We start from the raw sequence: 22,822 nt of genomic DNA on the forward strand, positions 1-22,822 counted from the left end.
GGCGTGCGAAGGCGATCCGTCGAAGCGACAGTCCTCCGCGGATCATCAGCGTTGAACTGTCGCTCCCGCGTCGTGGTCGCGCCCGCGTCGCGGCCGACCGGGAGGCGCGGATCAGTCCGGCAGGTCGGCCGGCTTGGCCTCGTGGCGACGCCGGCCCGGGGTGCGCCGGTCCTCCTTCATGCTCGCCTCGTACAGGTGGCGCTTACCGCCGACGAGCTGGTCGCGCGCGGTCTTCTCGAGTTCCTTGGCGAGGGCGTAGTAGTTGTCGTCGTAGTCCTCGACGATCTGGAAGGTCCACCGCCCGTCGATCACGTTGCGACCGACGAGCTCGGTGTCGATCCGCTCGGCCAGCTCGGTGTGACCCGCCTTCCGGAGCTGTTCGACGGCCTCACCGAGGTTGAGGTCCGCCGTGCCCGTCAGACGGTGGAACCCGTAGAGCAGACCGCGGGCGTGCTCGAGGACCTCGACCGCGGCCGACAGGGTACCAAGGGCCTCGACGGTCGCCTCGGACACCCCCTCCGGTACCTGGTGCTGGTCGTCGGGGCCCTGGGCGTCGTCGTTCGTCATGGGTCTCGTCTACCGGAGCGATGCTGCCGGTGCTCCGAGGTGCGGTCACTTCGTCGCGTTCGGGTGGTGCGTGTGCACGGCGAGGAGGTGCACCGTCCGGTCGTCGTCGTCCACCGTGTACCAGAGGCGCGCGCCACGCTTCAGCTCGAGCTGCCGCCGGACCCAGGTGCGGCCGGAGTGCGTCACGACCCCGAGTTCCCCGCGGAGCGCATGGCAGGCCAGGTCCTCCGCCGTGGGGTCCGTGGTCAGCCGTTCCCAGGCGGCCACGACCGCGTTGCGTTGAGTCGCGACCAGGTCCCGCCGACCGAGCTCCGCCGATCGTGTCCCGAAGACGATCGTGTACTCGGTCGTCCGCACCGGCCGGGCGACATCGGCACGTCGCGCGGCCACCGGTCAGGGCTTCTCGACGGGCGTGGGGTCGCCCACGATCTCGGGCTCGCTCGTGTCCCACCCGGCTGCGATGGCCTCGGCCGAGTTCCGCCAGGCCTGCATCTCGAGGAGGAGCCGGCGGGGCTGGTGCAGGGAGAACGAGCCGCGAGCGACGTCGACGATCTCCCGGGCGAACCGCTGCTGGTCGGCGCGGCTCAGGAGCTTGAGCCACGGGTACGGAACGGCGAGCCGGTCGTGCAGCGGCAGGTCCTCGTGCACGGTGACGGCGGCGATGAGCTGGGCCGCGATCTCCAGCACCGCCTCGTCCTCGTCTGAGCGCTCCTTCGTCGTCAGCACCAGTGGCTTCCCGTCACGACGGGTGACCTCGAGCGGCTCGTGCTCAGCGGCCGCGAAGACCTCCTTCGCGTGACGCGACAGGTCGGAGGACTGCACGGAACGTCGTGGACGACCGGGAGCGATGAGGGTCATGTGCCGAGCGTATTCAGAACGTGTTCTGAACGCAAGGACATCGATGCAGGACCGGGCCGTCGGGTGCCCACGGTACGGTTCCGGCATGACCAGGTGGGTCGCGCTGCTGCGCGGGGTGAACGTCAACGGGATCACGATCAAGAGCGCCGACCTCGCGGCGCTGTTCCGGGAGCGCGGGTACCGGGACGTCCGGACCGTCCTCGCCTCGGGCAACGTCGTGTTCACGTCCGACGCCACGGCCGAGGCGCTGCAGCCCGCCATCGAGCAGGCGCTCCGCGACCGGTTCGGGTACGACGCCTGGATCGTGCTCGTCCCGCACGACGACCTCGCCGCGATCGTGGACGGCTTCCCGTTCCCCTCCGCCGAGGACCGCCACGACTACGTGCTCTTCGGCTCGGACGAGGCGGCGCTCGACGACCTGCTGGCCGACCTCGACGTCGACGAGGCCGTCGAGCGGGTCACCCGTGGCACGGGGGTCGTCTACTGGTCGTGCCCGAAGGGGTCGAGCACCGACACCGTATTCGCGAAGCGGGCCGGCGCCGCCCGCTTCAAGCGGACGACGACGACCCGGAACGCGAACACGCTGCGGAAGCTCCTGTGACGCGCGGCGGGCTCCACCACGTCGAGCTGCGGACCGGCGACCTCGGTGCCGCCGGGGACGCGTGGGGGTGGCTCCTCGGAACACTCGGCTACGAACCGTTCCAACGGTGGCCGAGCGGCCGGAGTTGGCGTCTCGGCCCGGTGTACGTCGTGCTCGAATCAGCGCCGCTCGACGGCGTGCACGACCGCCGCCGTCCGGGGTTGAGCCACCTCGCGTTCCACGCCGGTACGTCCGACGACGTCGAGCACATCTGGTCCGCCGCCCCGGAGCACGGATGGCGGTGCCTGTACGAGGACCGCCACCCGTACGCCGGCGGGCCCGACCACCACGCCGCGTTCCTGGAGGACGCGGAGCGGTTCAAGGTCGAGCTCGTCGCCGACCAGCCGGACGGCGAGGCGCGGTGAGGCGCGGCGACTAACGTCGCAGGACAGGACGCTGCGGGCTCAGGACTGCGGCGGCTGCCCGTTGCTCGCGGTCGTCCCGCCGTCCACGGCGAGGACCGCACCGGTGATGAACGACGCCGCGTCGCTCGCGAGGAACAGGATCGCGGCCGCGACCTCGTCGGGCTGCCCGCCCCGGCCGAGCGCGACCCGCTCGGCGAACTTCGCCTGCAGGTCCTCGTCCTGCGCCTGGTCCTGCGTGAGGTCGGTCCAGATGAGCCCGGGCGCGACGGCGTTCACGCGGACGCCGAACTGCCCGTTGTCGAGCGCAGCGGCCTTCGTGAAGTTCGTGACGCCACCCTTCGCCGCGTTGTACGGGCTCATGCGCCAGTCGGCGTCCTCGCCCGACACCGACGAGGTGTTGACGATCGACCCCTTCGTCTCGCGGAGGAAGGGCAGCGCTGCGCGGGTGCCGTAGAAGACCCCGGACAGGTCCGTCTCGATGACCCGCCGCCACTCGTCGGTGCTGATGTCGGTGATGTCTCCGGAACTGAAGGTGCCGGCGTTGTTCACGAGGACGTCGATGCGGTCGAAGCGGTCGACGGCGGCGTCGACGACGGTCTGCCAGTCGTCCGGGTCGGCGACGTCCGCTCGGAGCGCGACGGTCCGGTCGGTCGGCAGGGAGTCCCCGACGGCGCGTACCTTCTCGTCGACGCTGTCGGTGATGACGACCGAGCCGCCCTCGGCGACGAACGCCCGCGCGGTTGCCTCGCCGATGCCGGATCCCGCTCCGGTGATGATCGCGACCTTGCCCTCGAAGCGCATGTCCATGGTGTCTCCTCTCGTTGCACGATGACCGTGCCCGGGAGACGCCATCGGCCCGAGGGGCACGGCGCACCACGGTGCCCGCCTCCGGCTGGGTGCGTTCGGAGGCGGGTACGAGCGGGACGCTCAGGCGGTCGTTTCGTCCGGGTCGAGGTCGCGGTCGAGCGAGATCGTCGGGATCGACGCGGTCACCACCGACCCGTCGGCGCGCAGCGTGCCCTGGATGTCGCTCGTCGTCGGTGCGCGACCGGTCATCCGCGGACCGTGGTGGGGCATCGGCACGACGGTGGGGGCACCGGCGGTGACGTCCCACTGCTGGTTGTGGACCCAGGCAGTGAAGCCCTCGCCGGTCTCGACCGTGAACGTCATCCGCTCCTGCTCGAGGTCGACCCGGATGCGGGACCCGTGGACGGTGATGCGGTACGTCAGCCGTTCCCAGTCCTTCGGCAGACGCGGGTTGAAGGTCATCCGACCGCCGTGGTCGCGCATGCCGCCGAACCCGTTGACGAGCCCGCCCCACACGCCACCGGTCGACGCGATGTGCACCCCGTCGCTGGTGTTGCCGTGCAGGTCCGCCAGGTCGACGTAGAGCGCGGTCTGGAAGTAGTGCAGCGCGAGGTCGTGGTACCCGACCTCGGCGGCCATGATCGACTGCACGACCGCGGACAGGGTCGAGTCACCCGTGGTCAGGGCGTCGTAGTAGTCGAAGTCACGACGCTTCTCGGCGGCGGTGAACTCGTGCCCCTGCAGGAAGAGCGCCAGGACGACGTCCGCCTGCTTGAGCACCTGGAACCGGTAGATGACCAGGGGGTGGTAGTGCAGCAGCAACGGCCGCTTGCTCTCGGGGGTGTTCTCGAGGTCCCAGAGTTCCTTGTCGAGGAACTGCGCGTCCTGGGGGTGGATCCCGCGGTGCGGGTCGAAGGGGATCTCCATCGACTCGGCGGCGTGCTCCCAGTCGGCGATCTCCTGCGCCTGCAGCCCGGTCCGCCGCACCATGCGGTCGTACTCCTCCGGGTCGTCGGCGGCGAGCTCGCGGCAGGCGTTCACCGCGAACCACAGGTTCGCCCGCGCCATGACGTTGGTGTAGAGGTTGTCGTCGACGACGGTCGTGTACTCGTCCGGGCCGGTGACGCCGTCGATGTGGAACTTCTTGTCGCCGTTCGAGCGCCAGAACCCGAGGTCCTCCCACAGGCGCGCGGTCTCGACCAGGATGTCGATCGCGCCCCGCTTGAGGAACTCGCGGTCGTCCGAGGCGCGGACGTACTGCATGAGCGCGTGGGCGATGTCGGCGTCGATGTGGTACTGCGCGGTACCGGCGGCGTAGTACGCGCTCGACTCCTCGCCGTTGATCGTCCGCCACGGGAACAGCGCGCCGTGCTGGTTCAGCTCCCGGGCACGCGACCGTGCGGCGTCGAGCATGTTGTAGCGGAACCGCAGGGCGTTCCGGGCGACGATCGGCGCCGTGTACGACAGGAACGGCAGGACGTAGATCTCCATGTCCCAGAAGTAGTGGCCGCCGTAGCCGGAGCCGGTGACGCCCTTCGCGGCGATGCCGTGCCCGTCGGTCCGGGCCGTGGCCTGCGCCAGCATGAAGAGGTTCCACCGCACCGCCTGCTGCAGCGCCGGCTGCCCGGCGATCTCGACGTCGCTCCTGGCCCAGAAGTCGTCCATCCACGCGCGCTGCTTCGCGAACGTCTCGTCGACGCTCTCGGCGCGCGCACGGTCGAGCGTGCGGTCGCAGCGATCGGCGAGTTCGCGGGCCGGCACGCCACGGGACGTGTGGTAGACCACGTGCTTCGTCAGCCGGATGGGCTGCCCGGCGCGCGCCTGCACGCGGTACACGTGCTTCGCCAGGTCGTCCTCGATCGACGACGACTCGTCCCAGCTGTTCTCGGTCTCGAGGTGGTGCTCCACCCCGACGCAGATGGTCATGCCCGAGCTCGCCGCCTGGTACCCGAGCAGGGACCGGCCACCGGTGCTGCGCTTGAGGTTCGGCTCGAGCACCCGCTCGGTGAACGCTTCGGCCTTGCGGGGGTCGAAGGCGTTCGCCGCGGCGCGCATCCCCGCGTGGTACTCGTCCTGCACGTCCTGCCGGTTGAGGATCTGGCTCGACAGCAGGATCGAGGCGTCGCCGTCCAGCACGGTCACCTCGTAGTCGATGACCGCAAGGTGCCGGTCCGTGAACGACACCAGACGACGGGCGCGGATGAGCACCCGCTTGCCGGACGGCGTCGACCACTCGGTCTCGCGGTACAGGTACCCGCCGCGGAAGTCGAGCCGCCGGGTGTGGCGGAGGATGTCCGCCTCGGCGAGGACGAGCGGCTCGTCGTCGACGTAGAGCCGGATGACCTTGGCGTCGGGCGCGTTGATGATCGTCTGACCGGTCTTCGCGAACCCGAAGGCGTCCTCGGCGTGCCGGATCGGCCAGGTCTCGTGGAACCCGTTGACGTACGTGCCGTACTGCACGCCGCCACGGCCCTCGTCGAGGTTGCCGCGCAGCCCGAGGTACCCGTTGCCGACGGCGAAGTTCGTCTCCGCGACGCCCTGCTCGTCGGGTGCGTACTCGGTCTCGACGAGTGCCCACTCGTCGATCGGGTACCGCACACGGTCGAGGGGGTCCGAGGTGATGGGGTTCATGCTGCTCCGTGGGGAGGGAAGGAGAGGGGGATGCGTACGGGTCGGACGGGAGGCGCGGGTCGCCCCGGCCGTGCGACCTACGACGCGTCGGTGGTCGTCGACGCCGGGAGCTGGTCGACGAGCTCGTCGAGGTCGCGCACGACGACGTCGGCGCCGTGGGCGAGCAGCGCATCCGCACCGGCGCCGCGGTCGACGCCGACGACGAGACCGAAGGCACCGTTCCGGCCGGCCTCGACACCGCTCGTGGCGTCCTCGACCACGACGCACTCGGCCGGGGTGAGCCCGTACCTGCTCGCCGCGTCGAGGTAGGTGTCGGGCGCGGGCTTGCCGGCAAGCCCGTCCTGCCGCGCGACGAGACCGTCGACGATCACCGGGAAGCGCTCGAGGATGCCGGCGGTGCGCAGCACCTGCTGCGCGTTCGCCGAGCTCGAGACCACCGCGACGGACAGCCCGGCGTCGATCGCGGCGACCAGGAACCGGAGCGAGCCGGGGTAGGGCTCGACGCCGTGCTCGGTGAGCTCCGCGGTGAACTCGGCGTTCTTGCGGTTGCCGAGGCCGCAGACGGTGTCGGCGTCCGGGGAGTCGTCGGGCGTGCCCTCCGGCAGGTCGATGCCCCGCGAGTGGAGCAGGGTGCGGACCCCGTCGTACCGGGGCTTGCCGTCGATGGAGTCGAAGTAGTCCTGCTCCGTGTACGGCGCGACACCGTGCGCGGCGAGGTACGGGGTGAAGAGACGGCTCCAGGCGCGCATGTGCACGTCGGCCGTCGGGGTGAGGACCCCGTCGAGGTCGAACAGGAGCGCTCGCTGGTCAGCGAGTCGCGCGGGGGTGCGCCGGTCCGGCGTCGTCATGTGCGGCCCTTCGTGGACGGTTCGACGTTGCTTCCGGACGAGTCTAGGACCGCTCCAGGTACCGCGTTCCGACGCGCCGCCCGCGCTGTGGAAAGAGTTCACGCGCGCGTTCCCGTGGAGGAACCGCGTGATCGGGACCGCCTGTGCGACCGCGGAGGACCGCGCGGTCAGCCTGGTGGCGACGGAAGGCACCACCATGACCAGCGACACCACGGCCGCGGGCCAGCGAGCCGACGGCTCGAAGCTCAAGCAGGCGATCACCGGCCCGCTCCTCTACCTGTTCATCCTCGGCGACGTCCTCGGCGCCGGGATCTACGCCCTCATGGGCACGCTCTCGAAGGACGTCGGCGGAGCGCTGTGGGCCCCGCTCGTGCTCGCGCTGCTGCTGGCCCTGCTCACGGCCGGGTCCTACGCCGAGCTCGTGACGAAGTACCCGAAGGCGGGCGGCGCCGCGGTCTTCGCGGAGCGCGCCTACAAGGCGCCGATCGTCTCGTTCCTCGTCGGCTTCAGCATGCTCGCCGCCGGGGTCACGAGCGCCGCCGGTCTCTCGCTCGCCTTCGCGGGTGACTACCTGGGCACGTTCGTCGACCTGCCGCGGGTGCCCACCGCCGTCGTCTTCCTCGCGCTCATCGCCTGCCTCAACGCCCGCGGGATCTCCGACTCCCTGAAGAGCAACGTGGTGATGACGATCATCGAGGTGTCCGGACTCGTGATCGTGATCGTGGTCGTCGCCGTGATGCTCGGCGGTGGTGGGGGCGACGTCACGCGCATCGGTGCGTTCCCGGCGGACGCGAACCCCGCGCTCGCCACGCTCAGCGCGGCCATCGTCGCCTACTACTCGTTCGTCGGCTTCGAGACGTCCGCGAACGTCGCCGAGGAGGTCCGCGAACCCCGCCGCGTGTACCCGAATGCCCTGTTCGGCGCCCTCGCCACCGCGGGCGTCGTGTACGTCCTCGTCGCGCTCGCCAGCGCGATCGCCCTGCCGTCGTCGGAGCTCGCGTCGTCGAGCGGCCCGCTGCTCGCCGTGGTCTCGGCCAGCGGCGTCCCGGTCCCCGACTGGGTGTTCAGCCTCATCGCGCTGGTCGCGGTGGCGAACGGCGCGCTCCTGACGATGATCATGGCGAGCCGCGTCACGTACGGCATGGCGGAGCAGCGACTCCTCCCGGCGGTCCTCAGCAAGGTCCTGCCGAACCGCAGGACCCCGTGGACGGCGATCGTCGCGACCACGGTCGTCGCGATGCTGCTGACGCTCGTCGGCGACGTCGGCGTCCTCGCCGAGACCGTCGTCCTGCTGCTGCTGTTCGTCTTCATCAGCACGAACGTCGCCGTCCTGGTCCTGCGGAAGGACCACGTCGAGCACGACCACTTCCGCGTGTGGACCTTCGTCCCGGTGCTCGGCGTCGCGTCGTGCGTCCTGCTGCTCACGCAGCAGAGCGGGCAGGTCTGGCTCTACGCGGCGATCCTCCTCGCCGTGGGCGTCGTGCTGTACTTCGCCGCCCGCCTCTCGGGACGGCGGTCGGGTCGCGACCACGAGGCGGGCGTCATCCGCTGATCCGAGGCGGGTCGCGCCTCCAGACCGGACAGGAGGCACGGGCCCGCCCGGACGGGCGGGTCACGTCCCAGGACACGACACCAGGCGCGCGCCGACCCGAGCGGGAGGCTCGCGTCCGGCGGGCCACGGTCAGTGCAGATCGCTGCCCGGCGGGACTCCGCGGATCCACGCCCGGACCGCGTCGCTGATCTGCTTCCGTGCGTCGGCACGCGAGATCGTCGCGCGCCCGTCGCCCGGTTGGTCGCCGTAGGCGCCGAACTCGGCGTGGTTCGCACCCCGGATCTCGGTGACGGTCGCGGTGGTCGGCAGGAGGTGCCGCGCTGCGGCGACCTTCGCGGGCGTCGACAGGCCGTCCCGCGATCCCGAGACGCTGAGCACGTCGACGTAGGAGCGGCTGACGTCCTCCGCGCAGTAGCTGCCCAGCAGGAGCAGGCCGTCGGCGTCCTTCGCGAGCTGGCACGCGCGGACACCGCCGAGGGAGTGACCGCCGACGGCCCACGTCCGGACCGTCGGGGCGTGCGCCTGGAACGTCGCGAGCGGGCGGGTGTCGAAGAAGGCCAGGTGCAACGTCGGCTTCGTGATGACCACCGTGGTACCGGACGCCACGACCTCGCGGAATGTCGCCAGGTAGGCGTACGGGTCGACCTTGGCGCCGGGGATGAAGACGATGCCCCTGCCGTCTGGGGACCTCGTCGGTGTCATCACCACGGAGTCGCCGGCGTCGCGGACGGACACGCGGTCGTCCCGCCAGACCTGCAGCGCCGCGCTCCGCGTGCCCTGCATGACGACGTTCGCCCACACGAGGAACACCACCGCCAGGAGCACGACCACCGCGACGGTCCACGCGGTCCAGCGGAGTGCTCGGTTCATCGTGGCCCTGCTCCCTGCTGCACGGCGACCGGTCCGCGTGCGCGGTCGTCCGCGTCGACGCTACCCGCGCCCGGGGCGGGCGCGCCGTCGACGCCGGACGGAGGCGTCAGACGGCCGCGGGCTCCGTGATCGCCGCACGCAGCTCGGCAGCGGCGGCGGCCACGTCGTCGGCGCTGTAGATCGCACCGCCGGCCACGGCCACGACCGCACCCGCGGCCTGCACGTCACCGATCGACGACGCCTTCACGCCGCCCGCGATGGAGAACGGGACGCCGGACGCCTTGCCGGCCTCGAGCAGGTCACCGAAGGTGAAGCCCTCCTCCGCCTGCTCGTCGAGCCCGGCGTGCACCTCGACGAACTCGGCGCCGAGCGCGACGACCTCGCGGGCACGGGCGGCCTTGTCGGGCACGCCGATGAGGTCGACGACGACGCCCTTGCCGTGCTTCTTGCCGGCGGCGACCGCCCCGGCGATGGTGGAGTCGCCCGCGACGCCGAGCACGGTGACCAGGTCCGCGCCGGCGGCGAAGGCCATGTCGGCCTCGAGCTCGCCGGCGTCCATCGTCTTGAGGTCGGCGAACACGGTCTTGTCCGGGTGCGCCTCCTTCATCGCGGTGATCGCCGAGACGCCGGCGCTCTTGATGAGGGGCGTGCCGAGCTCGAGGATGTCCACGCTCGGGGCGGCCTGGGCGGCCAGCTCGAGGGCGGTCTCGGTCGAGAGGGTGTCGATGGCGAACTGCAGCTTCATGGGGTTCCTTGTCATTCGATGTTGGCGTGGCTGGGCCACAGGTCGTCGGCGGAGCGACCGCTCCGCTGCCAGAGGGCGTGGAAGAGCGCGTCGCCGAGCAGGACGAGCGCCTGCTCGAACCGGCTGCCGGCGTACTGCTCCGAGGCCGATCCGGAGCGGTCGGTCTTCGTCGCCGCGGGGACGACGAGGGTGACCGCCGCGAGGTCGGCGAGCGGGGACGTGTCGGTGGTGGAGACGGCCAGCACGGTCGCCCCGACCTCGGTCGCGGTCCGTGCCGCCTGGACGATGCCGCCGGTGGTGCCCGACCCGCTCGCGACGAGCAGGACGTCGCCCTGCCGGATCGCGGGCGCGGTCGTCTCGCCGACCACGTGGACGGTCAGCCCGAGGTGCATGAGGCGCATCGCGGTCATCCGGAGGGCCAGGCCGGACCGACCGGCTCCGTGCACGAAGACGCGGTCGGCGCCCTCGAGCAGCGCGAGTGCGGCGTCGGAGTCACCCTGAACCCGTGTGTCGAGTCCCTCGGCTTCGCGGACGACGAGGGCGAGGGCGTCGGGGACGGTCGCGTTCGGCATGGTCCGATGCTCGTCCGGTCGCAGCCGTCGCGCCGCTACCCGACACGGCGGGTTCCCCACCCGATCGGGTGGCCCCACCCGGTCGGGTGGGACGTACGGTGGTCCCGTGACCGACGCACCGAGCGACACCAGCACCGTGGACGACCCGGAGGCGCGGCTCGACCCCGCCGGTCGGCTCGCCCTGGCGGAGCTGACCCGGACCGTCGCCGAGCAGGCCGACCGTCACGCCCTCACGTTGGAGTCGGTGCTCGCCGTCCTCCGCTCACCCCGTGTCGGTGACGCGGCGGCGCGGGCCGAGGCCGTCGAGATCGCGTCCGCGGCACTCGTCGACCTCCGGACGGTCACGGACCGGCAGCGCGGGGCCCTCCTCGAGCCGGTGACGGGGGCGTTCTCCCGGCTCCGTGCCGACCTCCGTCCGCTGGTCCGGTTCGGCGACCTCGACGTGCAGTTCGTCGAACCGCCGGCGACCGGCCGGGCCCTGCCCGGCGACGTCGCGCACAGCGCCCGTGCCATCGTCCGCACGGCGGTGCTGGCCCTCGTCGACGAGGGCGCCGCGCGACGGGTCCGCATCCAGTGGGACTGCGACGGGCGGAACCTCCTCATGCAGCTCCGCGACGACGGCGCCGGCACCCTCGATGCCCACGACGACGCGATGCGGCCCATCGCCGAGCGGGTCGTCGCGCTCGACGGCGTCCTGCAGGTCGAGTCCACGGCGGGCTGGGGGTCCGTGCTCGACATCGCGATCCCGCTCGACCCGCCGGCCGGGGGCTCGGTGACGACGGACTCGTCCGACCTGACCCCGCGCGAGCAGGACGTGCTCCGCCTGGTCGTCACCGGGGTGGGCAACCGCGAGATCGCCGACGGTCTGGGCATCAGCCTGAACACCGTCAAGTACCACGTGGCGAACCTGCTCCGGAAGCACGGAGCCCGGACCCGCGCCGAGCTCGCTGCCGTCGGTCACGCCCGGTGACCGGCGGCGCGGTCACCCCGCAGGACTGAAGCGGTACCCCATGCCCGACTCCGTCACCAGGTACCGCGGGTGCGACGGGTCCGGTTCGAGCTTCCGGCGGAGCTGGGCCATGTACAGCCGCAGGTACCCGGAGTCGCTGCCGTGCGTCGGCCCCCACACCTCGGTCAGGAGCATCTCGCGGGTCATCAGCCGGTCCGGGTTCGTGACGAGGACCTCGAGCAGGCGCCACTCGGTCGGGGTCAGCCGGATGGCCGGTCCCTGCTCGGGGGTGACCTGCTTCGCGACGAGGTCCACCACGAGCGACCCGATCGCGACGGTGGGGGTCGCCCCGGCCGCCGAGGCCGCCGCGACCTGCCGCCGCCCGAGCGCGCGGAGCCGGGCGAGCAGCTCGTCCATCTGGAACGGCTTCGTCACGTAGTCGTCCGCCCCTGCGTCGAGCGCGTCGACCTTGTCCGACGAGTCGGTGCGCCCGGAGAGCACGAGCACCGGCACCTGCGACCAGGCGCGCACGCCCTCCAGCACCCCGATGCCGTCGAGCCGGGGCATCCCGAGGTCGAGCAGCACCAGGTCGGGACGCTCCGTGATGACGGCGTCGATGGCGGCGCGGCCGTCCCGGGCGGTGACGACGTCGTAGCCGCGGGCGGCCAACGTCACGGCGAGGGCACGGACGAGCTGGGCGTCGTCGTCGGCGATCAGGACCTTCATGCGCTCCGCGCCTCCACTCCGAGGTGTCCGGCGATCGGCAGCCGCACGACGACCGTGAGTCCACCGCCCGGGGTGTCGTCGACCTCGATCGTGCCGCCCATGCCCTCGGTGAACCCGCGGGCGAGCGCCAGTCCGAGTCCGAGCCCGGTGTCGTTGTCGGTGTCCCCGAGTCGCTGGAACGGCTGGAACACCTCGCCGCGGCGGTCCTCGGGGATGCCGGGGCCGTGGTCGGCCACCCGCAGCTCCACCCCGCCGGCGAACGCGCTCGCGGCGACGCGGACCCGGGTGCCATCGGGGGCGTACCGGGCGGCGTTCGCGAGGAGGTTCACGACGACCCGCTGCAGGAGCACCGCGTCGGCGAGGACCGGCGGCAGCTCCGCGGGCAGGTCGAGGTCGACGTCGTCGGGACCGAGTTCGAGCTCGTCGAGGGCCGGCGCGACCACGGTCTCGAGCGCCACCGCCACGGGGGTCACGGCGAGGACCCCGGCCTGCACGCGACTGACGTCCAGCAGGTCGGCCAACAGCACCGCCAGCTGACGCAGGCTCTCGTCGGCGGTCGCGAGCAGCGCCTCCCGGTCGGTCGGCGACAGCTCGATGTCGGACGCCCGGAGGGTCTGCACCGCCGCGGAGGCGGCCGCGATCGGTCGGCGGACGTCGTGGCCGACGGCCGCGAGGATGGCGCTGCGGACACGGTCGGCCGCGGCGATCCGTTCCGCGTCGACGGCGGTCCGGGTGAGCTCGCGGTGCTCGACGGCCGCGTCGAGCTGCTGCTCGACGACGCGCAGCAGTCGGCGTTGCGTCGGGTCGTCGGGCGCCCCCGCGAACTCCAGGACGGCGCCCGACGGCAGGGTCGTGGCGGCGTCCGGTGCGTCGCCGAACGTCCCCGACGCAGCCGGTACCTCGTCACCCTGCCGGATCCGCACGCCCGCGAAGCCGAAGGCCTCGCGGGTGCGGTCGAGCAGGGCCTGCAGGGCGTCGTCGCCGCGGAGGACGCTGCCGGCGATGCCGACGAGGAGTCCGGACTCGGCGGCCGCACGCCGCGCGGCCCGGGACCGACGGGCCGAGCGGTCGACGACGAAGCTGACGAGCACGGCGCTGATGACGTACATGACGAGGGCGACGAGGTGCCAGGGCTGCTGGACGGTGACCATGTAGAGCGGTTGCACGAAGAAGTAGTCGAGGCTCAAGCCGGACAGCACCGCGGCGAACACCGCGGGCCACATCCCGCCGACCAGCGCCACCACGAGCACGAGCAGTTGGTACGCCAGCACGTCGACGGTGATCGCGTCCGGGTCGTTGCCGAACGACAGCGCCCAGGTGAGCAGCGGACCGGCCACCAGGGAGAGCACGAAGGCCGCGAGGATCCGACCACGGGACAGGCTGCCGCCGAGCCGCGGCAGGGCGAAGCCGCCACCGGCGCGCTCGTGCGTCACGACGTGGACGTCGATGTCGCCGGACTCCTGGATCACCGTGGTGCCGATGCCCGGGCCGGTGATCGCGGCGGTGAGACGGCTCCGGCGACTCACGCCGATGACGATCTGCGTCGCGTCGATCGACTTCGCGAACCGCACGAGCGTGGTCGGCACGTCGTCGCCGACCACCTGGTGGTACGTCCCGCCGAGCTGTTCGAGCAGCGCACGCTGCTTCCCGAGTGCCCCGGGGTGGCGTTCGCGCAGGCCGTCGTTCGTGGTGACGTGCACCGCGGCGAGCTCCCCGCCGGCGCTCCTGGCGGCGATGCGGGCACCGCGGCGCAGGAGGGTCTCGCCCTCCGGGCCGCCGGTGAGCGCGACGAGCACCCGCTCACGGGTCTCCCAGCGATGGTCGATGCCGTGCTCGGCCCGGTACGCCTTCAGCGCGTCGTCGACCTCGTCGGCGAGCCAGAGCAGGGCGATCTCGCGCAGGGCGGTCAGGTTGCCGAGCCGGAAGTAGTTCGACAGGGCCGCGTCGATCCGCGCCGCCGGGTACACGAGTCCGTCCGACAGCCGTTCGCGCAGCGCCGCCGGTGCCAGGTCGACGACCTCGATCTGATCGGCGGCGCGCACGACGGCGTCCGGCACGGTCTCGCGCTGGACGGTGCCGGTGATCTCGCGGACGACGTCGCCGAGGGACTGCATGTGCTGCACGTTGACGGTCGAGATCACGTCGATGCCCCGGGCGAGCAGCGCCTGGACGTCCTGCCAGCGCTTCTCGTGCGGGCCGCCCGGTGCGTTCGTGTGGGCGAGCTCGTCGACCAGGGCGACGTCGGGCGCCCTGGCGATCACGGCGTCGAGGTCCATGTCGTCGAGCTCGACGCCTCGGTGGTCGACGCGGCGGCGGGGGACGACCTCGAGGCCGGTGACGAGCGCCGCGGTGGCGGCGCGTTCGTGGGTCTCGACGACGGCGACGACCACGTCACGACCCTCGTCGAGCAGGCGGCGCCCCTCCTCGAGCATGGTGAAGGTCTTGCCCACACCGGGTGCCGCACCGAGCAGGACCCGCAGCTTGCCTCGCTTCACGTGCTCATCCTCCCGCGTTCGCCGTGGTCGTGGGTGTCGTGGTGTGCGTCCTGTGCCGACCCGCGGAACCAGGTTCCGGACACTGCACCGCGCTGTTCCCTGGTGCTGTGTCCGGAACCTGGTTCCTGCGGGGTGGGCATCAGCGCGACGCCGCCGCCAGCGCCAGGTTGAGTTCGAGCACGTTCACGACCGGCTCACCGAGGAACCCGAGCTGCCGGGCCTCGGTGTGCTGCTCGACGAGCGCACGGACGCGCTCCTCCGACAGACCGCGGGCGTCCGCGACCCGGGACACCTGCTGGAGCGCGTACTCCGGGCTGATGTCCGGGTCGAGACCGGAGCCGGAGGCGGTGACGGCGTCGGCCGGGATCGAGGACACGGGGACCCCGTCCGCCTCGGCGATCCGGCGCTGGCGCTCCTCGATCGCCTGCACCAGGTCGGGGTTGTTCGGGCCGAGGTTCGAGCCACTGGACGCGTTCGCGTCGTAGCCGTCCTCGCCGGCAGCGCTCGGGCGGGACTGGAACCAGCGGTCGGCGCCCTTCCCGCTGAAGGACTGCCCGATCAGGGAGGAGCCGACGGTCGTCCCGTCGGACGAGGTCACCATCGAGCCGTTGGCCTGGTCGTGGAAGGCGGCCTGGCCGACACCCCAGACCGCGAGTGGGTACGCGATGCCGAGGACGACGGTGCTGAGCAGGGTGAGGCGGATCGCCACACCCGTGGAACGGAAGGTGGATCGTGCAGATGCCATGACTAGAACCCCGGGATGAGACCGACGACGAGGTCGATCAGCTTGATGCCGATGAAGGGGACGACCACGCCGCCGACCCCGTAGAGGAGCAGGTTGCGGCCGAGGATCGACGACGCGGACGCTGCGCGGTACGCGACGCCGCGGAGCGAGAGCGGGATGAGCGCCACGATGACCAGCGCGTTGAAGACCACGGCCGACAGGATCGCGGACGACGGGCTGTGCAGCCCCATGACGTTCAGCGCTGCGAGCCCCGGGAACGCGAGCTGGAACATCGCCGGGATGATCGCGAAGTACTTCGCGACGTCGTTGGCGATCGAGAACGTGGTGAGCGCCCCGCGGGTGATGAGGAGCTGCTTGCCGATCCGGACGACGTCGATGAGCTTGGTCGGGTCGGAGTCGAGGTCGACCATGTTGCCCGCCTCCTTCGCCGCCGTCGTACCGGTGTTCATCGCGACGCCGACGTCCGCCTGGGCGAGCGCCGGTGCGTCGTTCGTGCCGTCACCGGTCATCGCGACGAGGTTGCCGCCCTCCTGCTCCTTGCGGATCAGGGCGAGCTTGTCCTCGGGCGTGGCCTCGGCGAGGAAGTCGTCGACGCCGGCCTCGGCGGCGATCGCCTTCGCAGTGCGGGGGTTGTCGCCGGTGATCATGACGGTGCGGATGCCCATCGCGCGGAGCTGCGCGAACCGGTCGGCCATGCCGTCCTTCACGACGTCCTTGAGGTGCACGACGCCGAGGAGCGCGACGGCGCCGGACGGGTCGCGGCGGGCGACGACGAGCGGGGTGCCGCCCTGGTCGGAGATCGCGACGACGGATGCGTCGATCGCGGAGACGACGCCGGGGTCGGCAGCGGAGGAGGACGCGGCGGCCCAGGCGAGCACGGCCGCGGCGGCACCCTTCCGGACCTCGGTGCCGTCGGCCAGGTCGAGGCCGGACATGCGCGTCTGCGCGGTGAAGGGCACCTCGACGGCACCCGAGGGCAGCGAGGTGGCGACCCCGGCCGCCTCGGCGAGGGACACGATCGACCGGCCCTCCGGGGTGCTGTCGGCGGCCGACGAGAGCGCTGCGGCCCCCATCAGGTCCGCCTCGGCGACACCGGGGACCGGCACCACGCGGGAGGCCTGACGGTTGCCGTAGGTGATGGTGCCCGTCTTGTCGAGCAGCAGCGTGGTGATGTCACCGGCCGCCTCGACCGCACGGCCGGACATCGCGAGCACGTTGTGCTGGACGAGGCGGTCCATGCCGGCGATGCCGATCGCGGAGAGCAGCGCGCCGATGGTGGTCGGGATCAGGCAGACGAGCAGGGCGATGAGCACCGGGATGCTCACGGTGGCACCGACCAGGCCGGCGATCGGCTGCATCGTGAGGCAGACGATCACGAAGACGATCGACAGCGACGCGAGCAGGATGTTCAGCGCGATCTCGTTCGGCGTCTTCTGGCGGGCGGCGCCCTCGACGAGCCGGATCATCCGGTCGATGAAGGTCTCTCCGGGCGTCGAGGTGATCCGCACGACGATGCGGTCGGAGAGCACCCGGGTCCCGCCGGTGACGGCGCTGCGGTCGCCGCCGGACTCGCGGATGACGGGCGCCGACTCACCGGTCACCGCGGACTCGTCCACCGAGGCGATGCCGTCGACGACGTCGCCGTCCCCGGGGATCACCTCCCCGGCGACCACGACGACGACGTCGCCCTTGGCGAGGTCGACCGAGGCGACGTCCTCGGTCTCGTTGCCGGTCGCCGCGGCGTCGGTCGCGTCGTACCGGAGCACGCGTCGGGCGCTGGTCGTGGACCGGGTCTTCCGCAGGGTGTCGGCCTGCGCCTTGCCGCGGCCCTCGGCCACGGCCTCGGCGAGGTTCGCGAAGACGACGGTGAGCCAGAGCCACACGGCGATGGCGATCGTGAAGGCGGACGGCTCGACGAACAGCGAGACGGTCGTGAGCGCGGCGCCGACCTCGACGATGAACATGACGGGGTTCCGCCACATCAGTCGCGGGTCCAGCTTGCGCAGCGCACCCGGGAGGCCCGCCGCCAGTTGGCGGGGTCCGAAGGCTGACGAGGTGGTCTGCCGGGAGGCGGTGGTCGCCTCCGGGGCGGAGGTCGCGGTGGTCATGGTGTCGGCTTTCATCGTGCGAGGGCTTCTGCGAGCGGACCCAGTGCGAGCACCGGGAAGTAGGTCAGCGCCGTCACGATGATCGCGACACCGCCGAGGAGGCCGATGAAGAGCGGCCGGTGGGTGGGCAGCGTGCCGACGGTCTCCGGCACCTTGTCCTGCGCGGCGAGCGACCCGGCGAGCGCCAGGACGAACACCATCGGGACGAAGCGACCGAGGAGCATCACGACGCCGAGCGCGGAGTTCATCCACGTCGTGTTCGCGGTGAGGCCGCCGAACGCCGAACCGTTGTTGTTCGCGCCCGAGGTGAACGCGTAGAGCAGCTCGGACAGGCCGTGGTTGCCCGGGTTGAAGATGCTCGTGCCCAGGACCTGCTCGCGGACGCCGGGGATCACCAGGGACAGCCCGGTCGCGAGGAGCACCAGCGTGGGCGTGACGAGGATGTAGAGCGCGGCGAAGGTCATCTCGCGGGCCCGGATCTTCTTGCCGAGGTACTCCGGCGTCCGGCCGACCAGGAGGCCGCCGATGAACACCGTGATCACGGCGAGCACGAGCATGCCGTAGAGGCCGGACCCGACACCGCCGGGGCTGATCTCGCCGAGCATCATGTTGAGCAGCGCCATCATGCCGCCGATCGGCGTGAAGCTGTCGAACATGCCGTTCACGGCGCCGGTCGAGGTCGCGGTCGACGTCGTGCCGAAGAGGGTCGTCCCGAGTATCCCGAACCGGACCTCCTTGCCCTCCATCGCGGCACCGGCGGCGTGGGTGGCCGTTCCCGCGCCGGCGAGTTCGAACGCCGACATCACCGAGAGCGAGACGAGGAAGATCGCGCCCATCACGGCGAGGATCGCGTAGCCCTGCCGGTCGTCGCCGACCATGCGGCCGAACGTCCTGGGCAGTGAGAACGGGATCACGAGCATCAGGAAGACCTCGACGAGGCTCGTCCACGCCTGCGGGTTCTCGAACGGGTGCGCGGAGTTCGCGTTGAAGTAGCCGCCGCCGTTCGTACCGAGCTCCTTGATGGCCTCCTGCGAGGCGACGAAGCCGTCCGGGAGGTGCTGCGTGCCACCCGCGAGGGTCGAGACGTCGACGCCCGCACCCCACGACTGGACCACACCGCCGGCAACGAGCACGATCGCGAACACGAAGGCGCCGGGCAGCAGGAGCCGACCGGTCCCCCGGACGACGTCCACCCACACGTTGCCGAGCGTGCCGGACCTCCGGCGGGCGAACCCGCGCACCAGGGCGACGGCGACCGACAGACCGACCGCGGCGGACAGGAAGTTCTGCACCGCGAGACCGGCCATCTGCACGGAGTAGCCGACGGTGGCCTCGGGCGAGTACGACTGCCAGTTCGTGTTGGCCACGAACGACGCCGCGGTGTTGAACGCGAGGGCCGGGCCGACGTTCGGCAGGCCGAGGTCACCGGGCAGCACGACCTGGATGCGCTGGAGCAGGTAGACCACCAGCAGTCCGACGACGCTGAAGAGCAGCACGCCACGCAGGTACGCGGGCCAGGACTGCTCGGCGTCGGGGTCGACGCCGATGACGCGGTACACGCCGCGCTCGATCCGGGCGTGCTTCGTCGGGGTGTAGACGTGCGCCATCCAGTCACCGACCGGGCGGTGTGCGACGACGAGCAGCAGGACGAGCGTGGCGACCTGGGCGATGCCCGCCCAGACGTCCGCGGCGCCCATCAGAACCGCTCCGGACGCACGAGCGCCCAGACGAGGTACACGACTGCTGCGATGCCGAGGACGGCGGCCGCGATGGTGATGCCGATCACAGCCGTTCCACCCCCTTGGCGATCAGGGCCACCACGCCGAACACGGCGAGGACACCGGCGACGACGAAGACGTCGAACACGAGGGACTCCAGAGATCTGCGGTGTCCGCGCCGGACGACGCGGACCGGCACCACGAGTGGCGCCGAACCGATGCTGGGTCCTGCGCCGCGCCTCCCGTCCGGTCCTGACGGTTCCCTAACGGCGCCCTGACGGACGCATGCACGCTCCTAACGCGCGGGACCGGGCGGCTCAGTCGGCCGCGGTCGCGAGTCGTGTCGACAGGTCACGGACAGCCCGTCTGAGCGCGTCCGGCCGCTCGACCCGGATCGGCACGGCCAGCCCAGCGACCACGCCCGCGAGTCCGTCCCACGACCACGACCCGAGGGTGACGCGGGTCCGGTCGCCGTCGAGCTCCTCGACCACGGCGTCCTCGGGCAGGTACGGCGCGATCCGCCGCGCGTCGTCCGCCGTCGTGGCCACCGACCCGGTGCACGGCCACACGTCGTCGACGGCCGATCCCTTGAAGCGTGCGGACACGAACGCGGCCGCGTCGCCACCGGGGATCGGACGCGGCGTGACGGGGACGCGGGTGCGCATGCGCGGTGTGATCCGGTCGATGCGGTGCGTCCGCCAGTCCTGCCGGTCGAGGTCCCAGTCGAGCAGGTACCAGCGGCCGGCGCGGGCGACGACGGCGTACGGCTCCACGCGACGCGGGGTCTCGTCCTCGCCGTACCCGAAGCGGAACAGCTCGCCGAGGTGGACGGCCTCGCTCACCGCCACCAGGACGTCCGGGTCCGTCGTGGTCCGGCTCGTCGCGGTCACGGCCCGCACCGCGTCGACGCGGGACCGGAGCCGCGCGGGCATCACCTGCCGGACCGTCGCGAGCGCTCGCGCCGCCGACTCGGCGACGTCCGCCCCCGAGGCCGGCGCCACGGCGAGCGCCAGGGCGATCGCCACGGCCTGGTCGTCGTCGAAGAGCAGCGGGGGCAGGTCGGAGCCGGCCTCCAGCCGGTAGCCCCCGGCCGGCCCGCGGAGCGCCTCGACCCGGTACCCGAGACCGCGGAGCCGATCGACGTCGCGACGGACGGTACGCGGACTGACCCCGAGCCGCCCGGCGAGCTCGTCGCCCGGCCAGTCGCGGTGCACCTGGAGCAGGGAGAGCAGCGCGAGCATGCGAGCGGAGGGTCCGGCCATGTCGTCCATCTTCGTCCGAGAAGCGGACACGATCTGACCGCATCGCCCGACATCCTCGTCCCATGAGCATCGAGACGACAACTCACCTCAACTTCGACGGCGACGCCCGCGCGGCGCTCGACTTCTACGCATCGGTCTTCGGCGGCGAGGTCACCGCCGCGACCTACGGCCAGATGGGCGCCCTGGAGGACCCGGCCTGGGCGGACCGGATCGTGTTCGGTCAGGTCTCCACGACCGCCGGCTTCCGCGTGATGGCCTTCGACATCTGGCCCGGACAGCCCTACGACCAGGGATCGAACGCGTTCTACGTCTTCGTGCACGGCGACGACCCGACCGAGATCGAGCGGTACTGGGCCGTGCTGTCCGAGGGCGCCGAGGTCCGACAGCCGCTCGGGCCGTCGGCCTGGGCACCGCTCGCCGGCCAGCTGCGCGACCGCTTCGGCGTGGTCTGGCAGCTCGACGTCGCGGCCCCCGCCGCGGAGGCCTGACCCGGCGTCAGCGCGGACGCGGGTCGGTGGCGAGCATCCCCATCGTCACCGCGTCCGTCCAGGCACCGTCCCACCGCAGGGCGTCCCGCGCACGGCCCTCGACGACGAAGCCGATCTTCTCGTAGGAGCGCTGCGCGGCGGGGTTGAACGCGTAGACCTCCAACGACACGCGATGGAGCCCCACCACGTCGAACGCCCAGTCCACGACCGCACGTCCGGCCTCGGTGCCGTAGCCCTGCCCGCGCAGCGACGGTCCGGCGAGCGCGATCCGGTAGTTCATCGCGAGGTCGTCCTCCTCGAGTTCGTTGAGGACGACCTCGCCGAGGTACGCACCGCCGGCGTCCGTGATCGCGAAGTCCGCACGGTCTGGCGCTCCCGGCAGGCGGTCGAGGTGCGAACGGACCTGCTCGCGCGTGAACGTCCCCCGTGTCCCGGTGAGGCGCATCGCGTCCTGGTCGTCGAGTGCCGCCATCGTCTCGTCGAGGTGCTCCGGGCCGAGCTGCACGAGCCGGAGTCGCTCGGTGGTCAGGACGGGCTGCGCGGCCAGGCGAACGGTCAGCGTGCTCATGGGCACCAGAGCCTAGGGCGTCGGCGTCGGCATCGGCGTCGGCGTCGGCGCCCGGACCCGGAAGTCGCCGCTCGCCGCAGCGCAGCTCGCGCCGTCGTCGCAGGAGGAGTAGTCCCAGTTGTCGATCCCGACGCTGGTCTCCCCGACGGGGAAGTCGGCCGGCAGCGCGACCGACGTCGACCACGAGCCGTCGAAGGGGTCGGCGCTCCGGACGGTGACCTCGCGGCCGTCCTCGAGCGGTTGCCGGACCGAGACCGTCCAGCCGCGGTCGGGCACCGGGACGTCGCACACGTCGCTCGACGACACGGTCACCGTGTCACCGGGGTGCGCCGTGCCGGGTCGGACGGTCAACCGCGGAACGCAGAATCCACTGCCACCCGACGACGACGTGCAGGCCGACAGCGCACCCGCGCCGACGACCACCGCCAGACCGATCGCGACGAACCCCCGCACCCGTATGGTGCCGAGGGTAGTCAGCGCGCCGGGATCCAGGTACTGATCGTCACGGCTGCCGTGACGGTCGTCGGCGTGTACTCCGCGTCGGCGGCCACGTGGTGGTGACTCGGCCCCATGTGCACCACGTCGTGCACGTCGTCGGCGGTCAGGTCCATCGTCCACGTCAGGTCCTCGGAGGACCGCAGCCCGAACGCGGGGGTCAGGGAGTCGTGCAGCCGACGCTCCTTCTCGGGGTCGACCGTGATCGTCGCCTCGGCGAGTTCCGCCAGGTGGCCGGGCCGCGGCGTCACGACCACGAGGACGCCGTCGGGGTGCAGGACCCGGGCGTACTCGGTCTGGTTGCGCGGCGCGAAGACGTCGAGCACGACGGCCGCCGCCCCGTCGACGACCGGGAGGCGCTCGGTCACGTCCCCGACGACGGCTCCCGCGCGCTCGTGGGCACGGGCCGCCCGCCGGATCGCCACCGGGGACAGGTCCAGTGCGACACCGAGTCGATCGTCCGCGGCGGCGAGGGCGTGCGCGAGGTAGGTGCCCGGCCCCGAACCGACGTCCAGGACGATGCCCGGCGCAGCCGCTCCCGCCACGACCGCGGCGAGCGCCCGCTCGACGGTGGCGTAGTGGCCACGCCCGAGGAAGCGCAGGCGGGCGTCCACCATCTCCGGCGTGTCCGCCGTGAGCGCGCGACGCTTCGCGGGCAGCAACGTCAGGTGCCCCTGCTTCGCCTCGTCGAACCGGTGTCCGGTCGGGCACCCCACCTGCCCGCCGTCGACCCGGCCGAGGGGCTCGGCGCAGACGGGGCACGCGAGCACGGGGAGGAGGTCGTCGCGCACACGCCCAGCGTACGGTCGGGGC

At 72.0% G+C, this 22,822-nt stretch carries 25 protein-coding genes; 5 read left to right on the forward strand and 20 right to left on the reverse strand.

Features of this window, described 5'->3' with window-relative positions; translation table 11 throughout:
* Positions 1-111: 111 nt before the first annotated feature.
* Genes AAEP86_RS03065 through AAEP86_RS03075 form a run of 3 tightly spaced genes read right to left on the reverse strand, consistent with a single transcriptional unit; the run spans position 112 to position 1,425 of the window.
* Positions 112-567 carry a hypothetical protein gene (locus AAEP86_RS03065; protein WP_420369077.1) on the reverse strand — a complete coding sequence of 152 codons (456 nt, stop codon included), beginning with the start codon at positions 565-567 and terminating at the stop codon, positions 112-114.
* A 45-nt stretch (positions 568-612) separates the two neighbouring features.
* Entirely contained in the window at positions 613-957 is a 345-nt protein-coding gene (locus AAEP86_RS03070; protein ID WP_420369078.1) for a hypothetical protein, read from the reverse strand.
* A gap of 3 nt (positions 958-960) precedes the next feature.
* Positions 961-1,425 (reverse strand): prevent-host-death protein, encoded by a 465-nt coding sequence (locus AAEP86_RS03075; protein WP_420369079.1) that lies wholly within the window; start codon positions 1,423-1,425, stop codon positions 961-963.
* A gap of 85 nt (positions 1,426-1,510) precedes the next feature.
* On the opposite strand from AAEP86_RS03075, the gene AAEP86_RS03080 reads away from it, so the two are divergent.
* Positions 1,511-2,026, forward strand: a complete 516-nt coding sequence (locus AAEP86_RS03080; protein WP_420369080.1) for a DUF1697 domain-containing protein — start codon at positions 1,511-1,513, stop codon at positions 2,024-2,026.
* The gene (locus tag AAEP86_RS03085) at positions 2,023-2,430 is read left to right on the forward strand and encodes a VOC family protein (RefSeq protein ID WP_420369081.1); all 408 of its coding nucleotides are present in this window, start codon (positions 2,023-2,025) and stop codon (positions 2,428-2,430) included. Before AAEP86_RS03080 ends, AAEP86_RS03085 begins: the two co-directional genes overlap by 4 nt.
* A gap of 39 nt (positions 2,431-2,469) precedes the next feature.
* Here the strand turns inward: AAEP86_RS03085 and AAEP86_RS03090 are convergent, their stop codons facing one another.
* The 3 genes from AAEP86_RS03090 to AAEP86_RS03100 form a co-directional block, all read right to left on the reverse strand.
* Positions 2,470-3,237 (reverse strand): SDR family NAD(P)-dependent oxidoreductase, encoded by a 768-nt coding sequence (locus tag AAEP86_RS03090; RefSeq protein WP_420369082.1) that lies wholly within the window; start codon positions 3,235-3,237, stop codon positions 2,470-2,472.
* 120 nt (positions 3,238-3,357) lie between these two features.
* Positions 3,358-5,868, reverse strand: a complete 2,511-nt coding sequence (locus tag AAEP86_RS03095; RefSeq protein ID WP_420369083.1) for a glycoside hydrolase family 65 protein — start codon at positions 5,866-5,868, stop codon at positions 3,358-3,360.
* A gap of 77 nt (positions 5,869-5,945) precedes the next feature.
* A complete protein-coding gene (locus AAEP86_RS03100; RefSeq protein WP_420369084.1) occupies positions 5,946-6,716 on the reverse strand; it encodes an HAD family hydrolase in 771 nt (256 codons plus the stop codon).
* A gap of 196 nt (positions 6,717-6,912) precedes the next feature.
* On the opposite strand from AAEP86_RS03100, the gene AAEP86_RS03105 reads away from it, so the two are divergent.
* Positions 6,913-8,268 carry an APC family permease gene (locus AAEP86_RS03105; protein WP_420369085.1) on the forward strand — a complete coding sequence of 452 codons (1,356 nt, stop codon included), beginning with the start codon at positions 6,913-6,915 and terminating at the stop codon, positions 8,266-8,268.
* A gap of 129 nt (positions 8,269-8,397) precedes the next feature.
* Here the strand turns inward: AAEP86_RS03105 and AAEP86_RS03110 are convergent, their stop codons facing one another.
* The 3 genes from AAEP86_RS03110 to hxlB all read right to left on the reverse strand — a co-directional run bounded on the left by AAEP86_RS03110 (position 8,398) and on the right by hxlB (position 10,455).
* A complete protein-coding gene (locus AAEP86_RS03110) occupies positions 8,398-9,138 on the reverse strand; it encodes an alpha/beta hydrolase (RefSeq protein WP_420369086.1) in 741 nt (246 codons plus the stop codon).
* A gap of 106 nt (positions 9,139-9,244) precedes the next feature.
* Entirely contained in the window at positions 9,245-9,883 is a 639-nt protein-coding gene (gene hxlA, locus AAEP86_RS03115; protein ID WP_420369087.1) for a 3-hexulose-6-phosphate synthase, read from the reverse strand.
* An 11-nt stretch (positions 9,884-9,894) separates the two neighbouring features.
* A complete protein-coding gene (gene hxlB / locus AAEP86_RS03120) occupies positions 9,895-10,455 on the reverse strand; it encodes a 6-phospho-3-hexuloisomerase (protein ID WP_420369088.1) in 561 nt (186 codons plus the stop codon).
* Positions 10,456-10,561: 106 nt separating this feature from the next.
* On the opposite strand from hxlB, the gene AAEP86_RS03125 reads away from it, so the two are divergent.
* Positions 10,562-11,425, forward strand: coding sequence for a LuxR C-terminal-related transcriptional regulator (locus AAEP86_RS03125; protein WP_420369089.1), 864 nt, complete (start codon positions 10,562-10,564; stop codon positions 11,423-11,425).
* A 12-nt stretch (positions 11,426-11,437) separates the two neighbouring features.
* On the opposite strand, the gene AAEP86_RS03130 is transcribed toward AAEP86_RS03125, so the two are convergent.
* The 8 genes from AAEP86_RS03130 to AAEP86_RS03165 form a co-directional block, all read right to left on the reverse strand.
* Entirely contained in the window at positions 11,438-12,130 is a 693-nt protein-coding gene (locus AAEP86_RS03130; RefSeq protein ID WP_420369090.1) for a response regulator, read from the reverse strand.
* The gene (locus AAEP86_RS03135) at positions 12,127-14,625 is read right to left on the reverse strand and encodes an ATP-binding protein (RefSeq protein ID WP_420369091.1); all 2,499 of its coding nucleotides are present in this window, start codon (positions 14,623-14,625) and stop codon (positions 12,127-12,129) included. The genes AAEP86_RS03130 and AAEP86_RS03135 overlap by 4 nt, the downstream gene beginning before the upstream one ends.
* A gap of 139 nt (positions 14,626-14,764) precedes the next feature.
* Positions 14,765-15,370, reverse strand: a complete 606-nt coding sequence (gene kdpC, locus AAEP86_RS03140) for a potassium-transporting ATPase subunit KdpC (RefSeq protein ID WP_420369092.1) — start codon at positions 15,368-15,370, stop codon at positions 14,765-14,767.
* 2 nt (positions 15,371-15,372) lie between these two features.
* Positions 15,373-17,478 (reverse strand): potassium-transporting ATPase subunit KdpB, encoded by a 2,106-nt coding sequence (kdpB, locus tag AAEP86_RS03145; RefSeq protein ID WP_420369093.1) that lies wholly within the window; start codon positions 17,476-17,478, stop codon positions 15,373-15,375.
* Positions 17,479-17,489: 11 nt separating this feature from the next.
* The gene (gene kdpA, locus AAEP86_RS03150; RefSeq protein ID WP_420369094.1) at positions 17,490-19,175 is read right to left on the reverse strand and encodes a potassium-transporting ATPase subunit KdpA; all 1,686 of its coding nucleotides are present in this window, start codon (positions 19,173-19,175) and stop codon (positions 17,490-17,492) included.
* Positions 19,175-19,264: a potassium-transporting ATPase subunit F gene (locus tag AAEP86_RS03155; RefSeq protein ID WP_017887940.1), complete on the reverse strand. Its 90-nt coding sequence runs from the start codon at positions 19,262-19,264 to the stop codon at positions 19,175-19,177. The genes kdpA and AAEP86_RS03155 overlap by 1 nt, the downstream gene beginning before the upstream one ends.
* A complete protein-coding gene (locus AAEP86_RS03160; RefSeq protein WP_420369095.1) occupies positions 19,261-19,398 on the reverse strand; it encodes a hypothetical protein in 138 nt (45 codons plus the stop codon). Before AAEP86_RS03160 ends, AAEP86_RS03155 begins: the two co-directional genes overlap by 4 nt.
* A 115-nt stretch (positions 19,399-19,513) precedes the next feature.
* On the reverse strand, positions 19,514-20,458 hold the full coding sequence (locus AAEP86_RS03165) for a helix-turn-helix transcriptional regulator (protein WP_420369096.1): 945 nt from the start codon (positions 20,456-20,458) through the stop codon (positions 19,514-19,516).
* Positions 20,459-20,520: 62 nt separating this feature from the next.
* Here AAEP86_RS03165 and AAEP86_RS03170 point away from each other — a divergent pair, with 62 nt between their 5' ends.
* Positions 20,521-20,946, forward strand: coding sequence for a VOC family protein (locus tag AAEP86_RS03170; protein WP_420369097.1), 426 nt, complete (start codon positions 20,521-20,523; stop codon positions 20,944-20,946).
* A gap of 7 nt (positions 20,947-20,953) precedes the next feature.
* Here the strand turns inward: AAEP86_RS03170 and AAEP86_RS03175 are convergent, their stop codons facing one another.
* The 3 genes from AAEP86_RS03175 to AAEP86_RS03185 are packed head-to-tail and all read right to left on the reverse strand — an operon-like array spanning position 20,954 to position 22,800.
* Positions 20,954-21,514 carry a GNAT family N-acetyltransferase gene (locus AAEP86_RS03175; RefSeq protein ID WP_420369098.1) on the reverse strand — a complete coding sequence of 187 codons (561 nt, stop codon included), beginning with the start codon at positions 21,512-21,514 and terminating at the stop codon, positions 20,954-20,956.
* Positions 21,515-21,526: 12 nt separating this feature from the next.
* The gene (locus AAEP86_RS03180; RefSeq protein WP_420369099.1) at positions 21,527-21,967 is read right to left on the reverse strand and encodes a hypothetical protein; all 441 of its coding nucleotides are present in this window, start codon (positions 21,965-21,967) and stop codon (positions 21,527-21,529) included.
* A gap of 20 nt (positions 21,968-21,987) precedes the next feature.
* Positions 21,988-22,800, reverse strand: coding sequence for a putative RNA methyltransferase (locus AAEP86_RS03185; RefSeq protein WP_420369100.1), 813 nt, complete (start codon positions 22,798-22,800; stop codon positions 21,988-21,990).
* Between the last annotated feature and the right edge of the window lie 22 nt (positions 22,801-22,822).

The sequence above is a fragment of the Curtobacterium sp. L1-20 genome, assembly GCF_048755855.1.
Classification (GTDB): Bacteria; Actinomycetota; Actinomycetes; order Actinomycetales; family Microbacteriaceae; genus Curtobacterium.

Bases quoted from the DNA above. Each gene is read 5' to 3' on its own strand.
- AAEP86_RS03065 (WP_420369077.1), bottom strand. From the start codon at position 567: ATGACGAACGACGACGCCCAGGGCCCCGACGACCAGCACCAGGTACCG.
- AAEP86_RS03075 (WP_420369079.1), bottom strand. From the start codon at position 1,425: ATGACCCTCATCGCTCCCGGTCGTCCACGACGTTCCGTGCAGTCCTCC.
- AAEP86_RS03080 (WP_420369080.1), top strand. From the start codon at position 1,511: ATGACCAGGTGGGTCGCGCTGCTGCGCGGGGTGAACGTCAACGGGATC.
- AAEP86_RS03090 (WP_420369082.1), bottom strand. From the start codon at position 3,237: ATGGACATGCGCTTCGAGGGCAAGGTCGCGATCATCACCGGAGCGGGA.
- AAEP86_RS03095 (WP_420369083.1), bottom strand. From the start codon at position 5,868: ATGAACCCCATCACCTCGGACCCCCTCGACCGTGTGCGGTACCCGATC.
- AAEP86_RS03100 (WP_420369084.1), bottom strand. From the start codon at position 6,716: ATGACGACGCCGGACCGGCGCACCCCCGCGCGACTCGCTGACCAGCGA.
- AAEP86_RS03105 (WP_420369085.1), top strand. From the start codon at position 6,913: ATGACCAGCGACACCACGGCCGCGGGCCAGCGAGCCGACGGCTCGAAG.
- AAEP86_RS03110 (WP_420369086.1), bottom strand. From the start codon at position 9,138: ATGAACCGAGCACTCCGCTGGACCGCGTGGACCGTCGCGGTGGTCGTG.
- hxlA (WP_420369087.1), bottom strand. From the start codon at position 9,883: ATGAAGCTGCAGTTCGCCATCGACACCCTCTCGACCGAGACCGCCCTC.
- hxlB (WP_420369088.1), bottom strand. From the start codon at position 10,455: ATGCCGAACGCGACCGTCCCCGACGCCCTCGCCCTCGTCGTCCGCGAA.
- AAEP86_RS03130 (WP_420369090.1), bottom strand. From the start codon at position 12,130: ATGAAGGTCCTGATCGCCGACGACGACGCCCAGCTCGTCCGTGCCCTC.
- kdpC (WP_420369092.1), bottom strand. From the start codon at position 15,370: ATGGCATCTGCACGATCCACCTTCCGTTCCACGGGTGTGGCGATCCGC.
- kdpB (WP_420369093.1), bottom strand. From the start codon at position 17,478: ATGACCACCGCGACCTCCGCCCCGGAGGCGACCACCGCCTCCCGGCAG.
- kdpA (WP_420369094.1), bottom strand. From the start codon at position 19,175: ATGGGCGCCGCGGACGTCTGGGCGGGCATCGCCCAGGTCGCCACGCTC.
- AAEP86_RS03165 (WP_420369096.1), bottom strand. From the start codon at position 20,458: ATGGCCGGACCCTCCGCTCGCATGCTCGCGCTGCTCTCCCTGCTCCAG.
- AAEP86_RS03170 (WP_420369097.1), top strand. From the start codon at position 20,521: ATGAGCATCGAGACGACAACTCACCTCAACTTCGACGGCGACGCCCGC.
- AAEP86_RS03175 (WP_420369098.1), bottom strand. From the start codon at position 21,514: ATGAGCACGCTGACCGTTCGCCTGGCCGCGCAGCCCGTCCTGACCACC.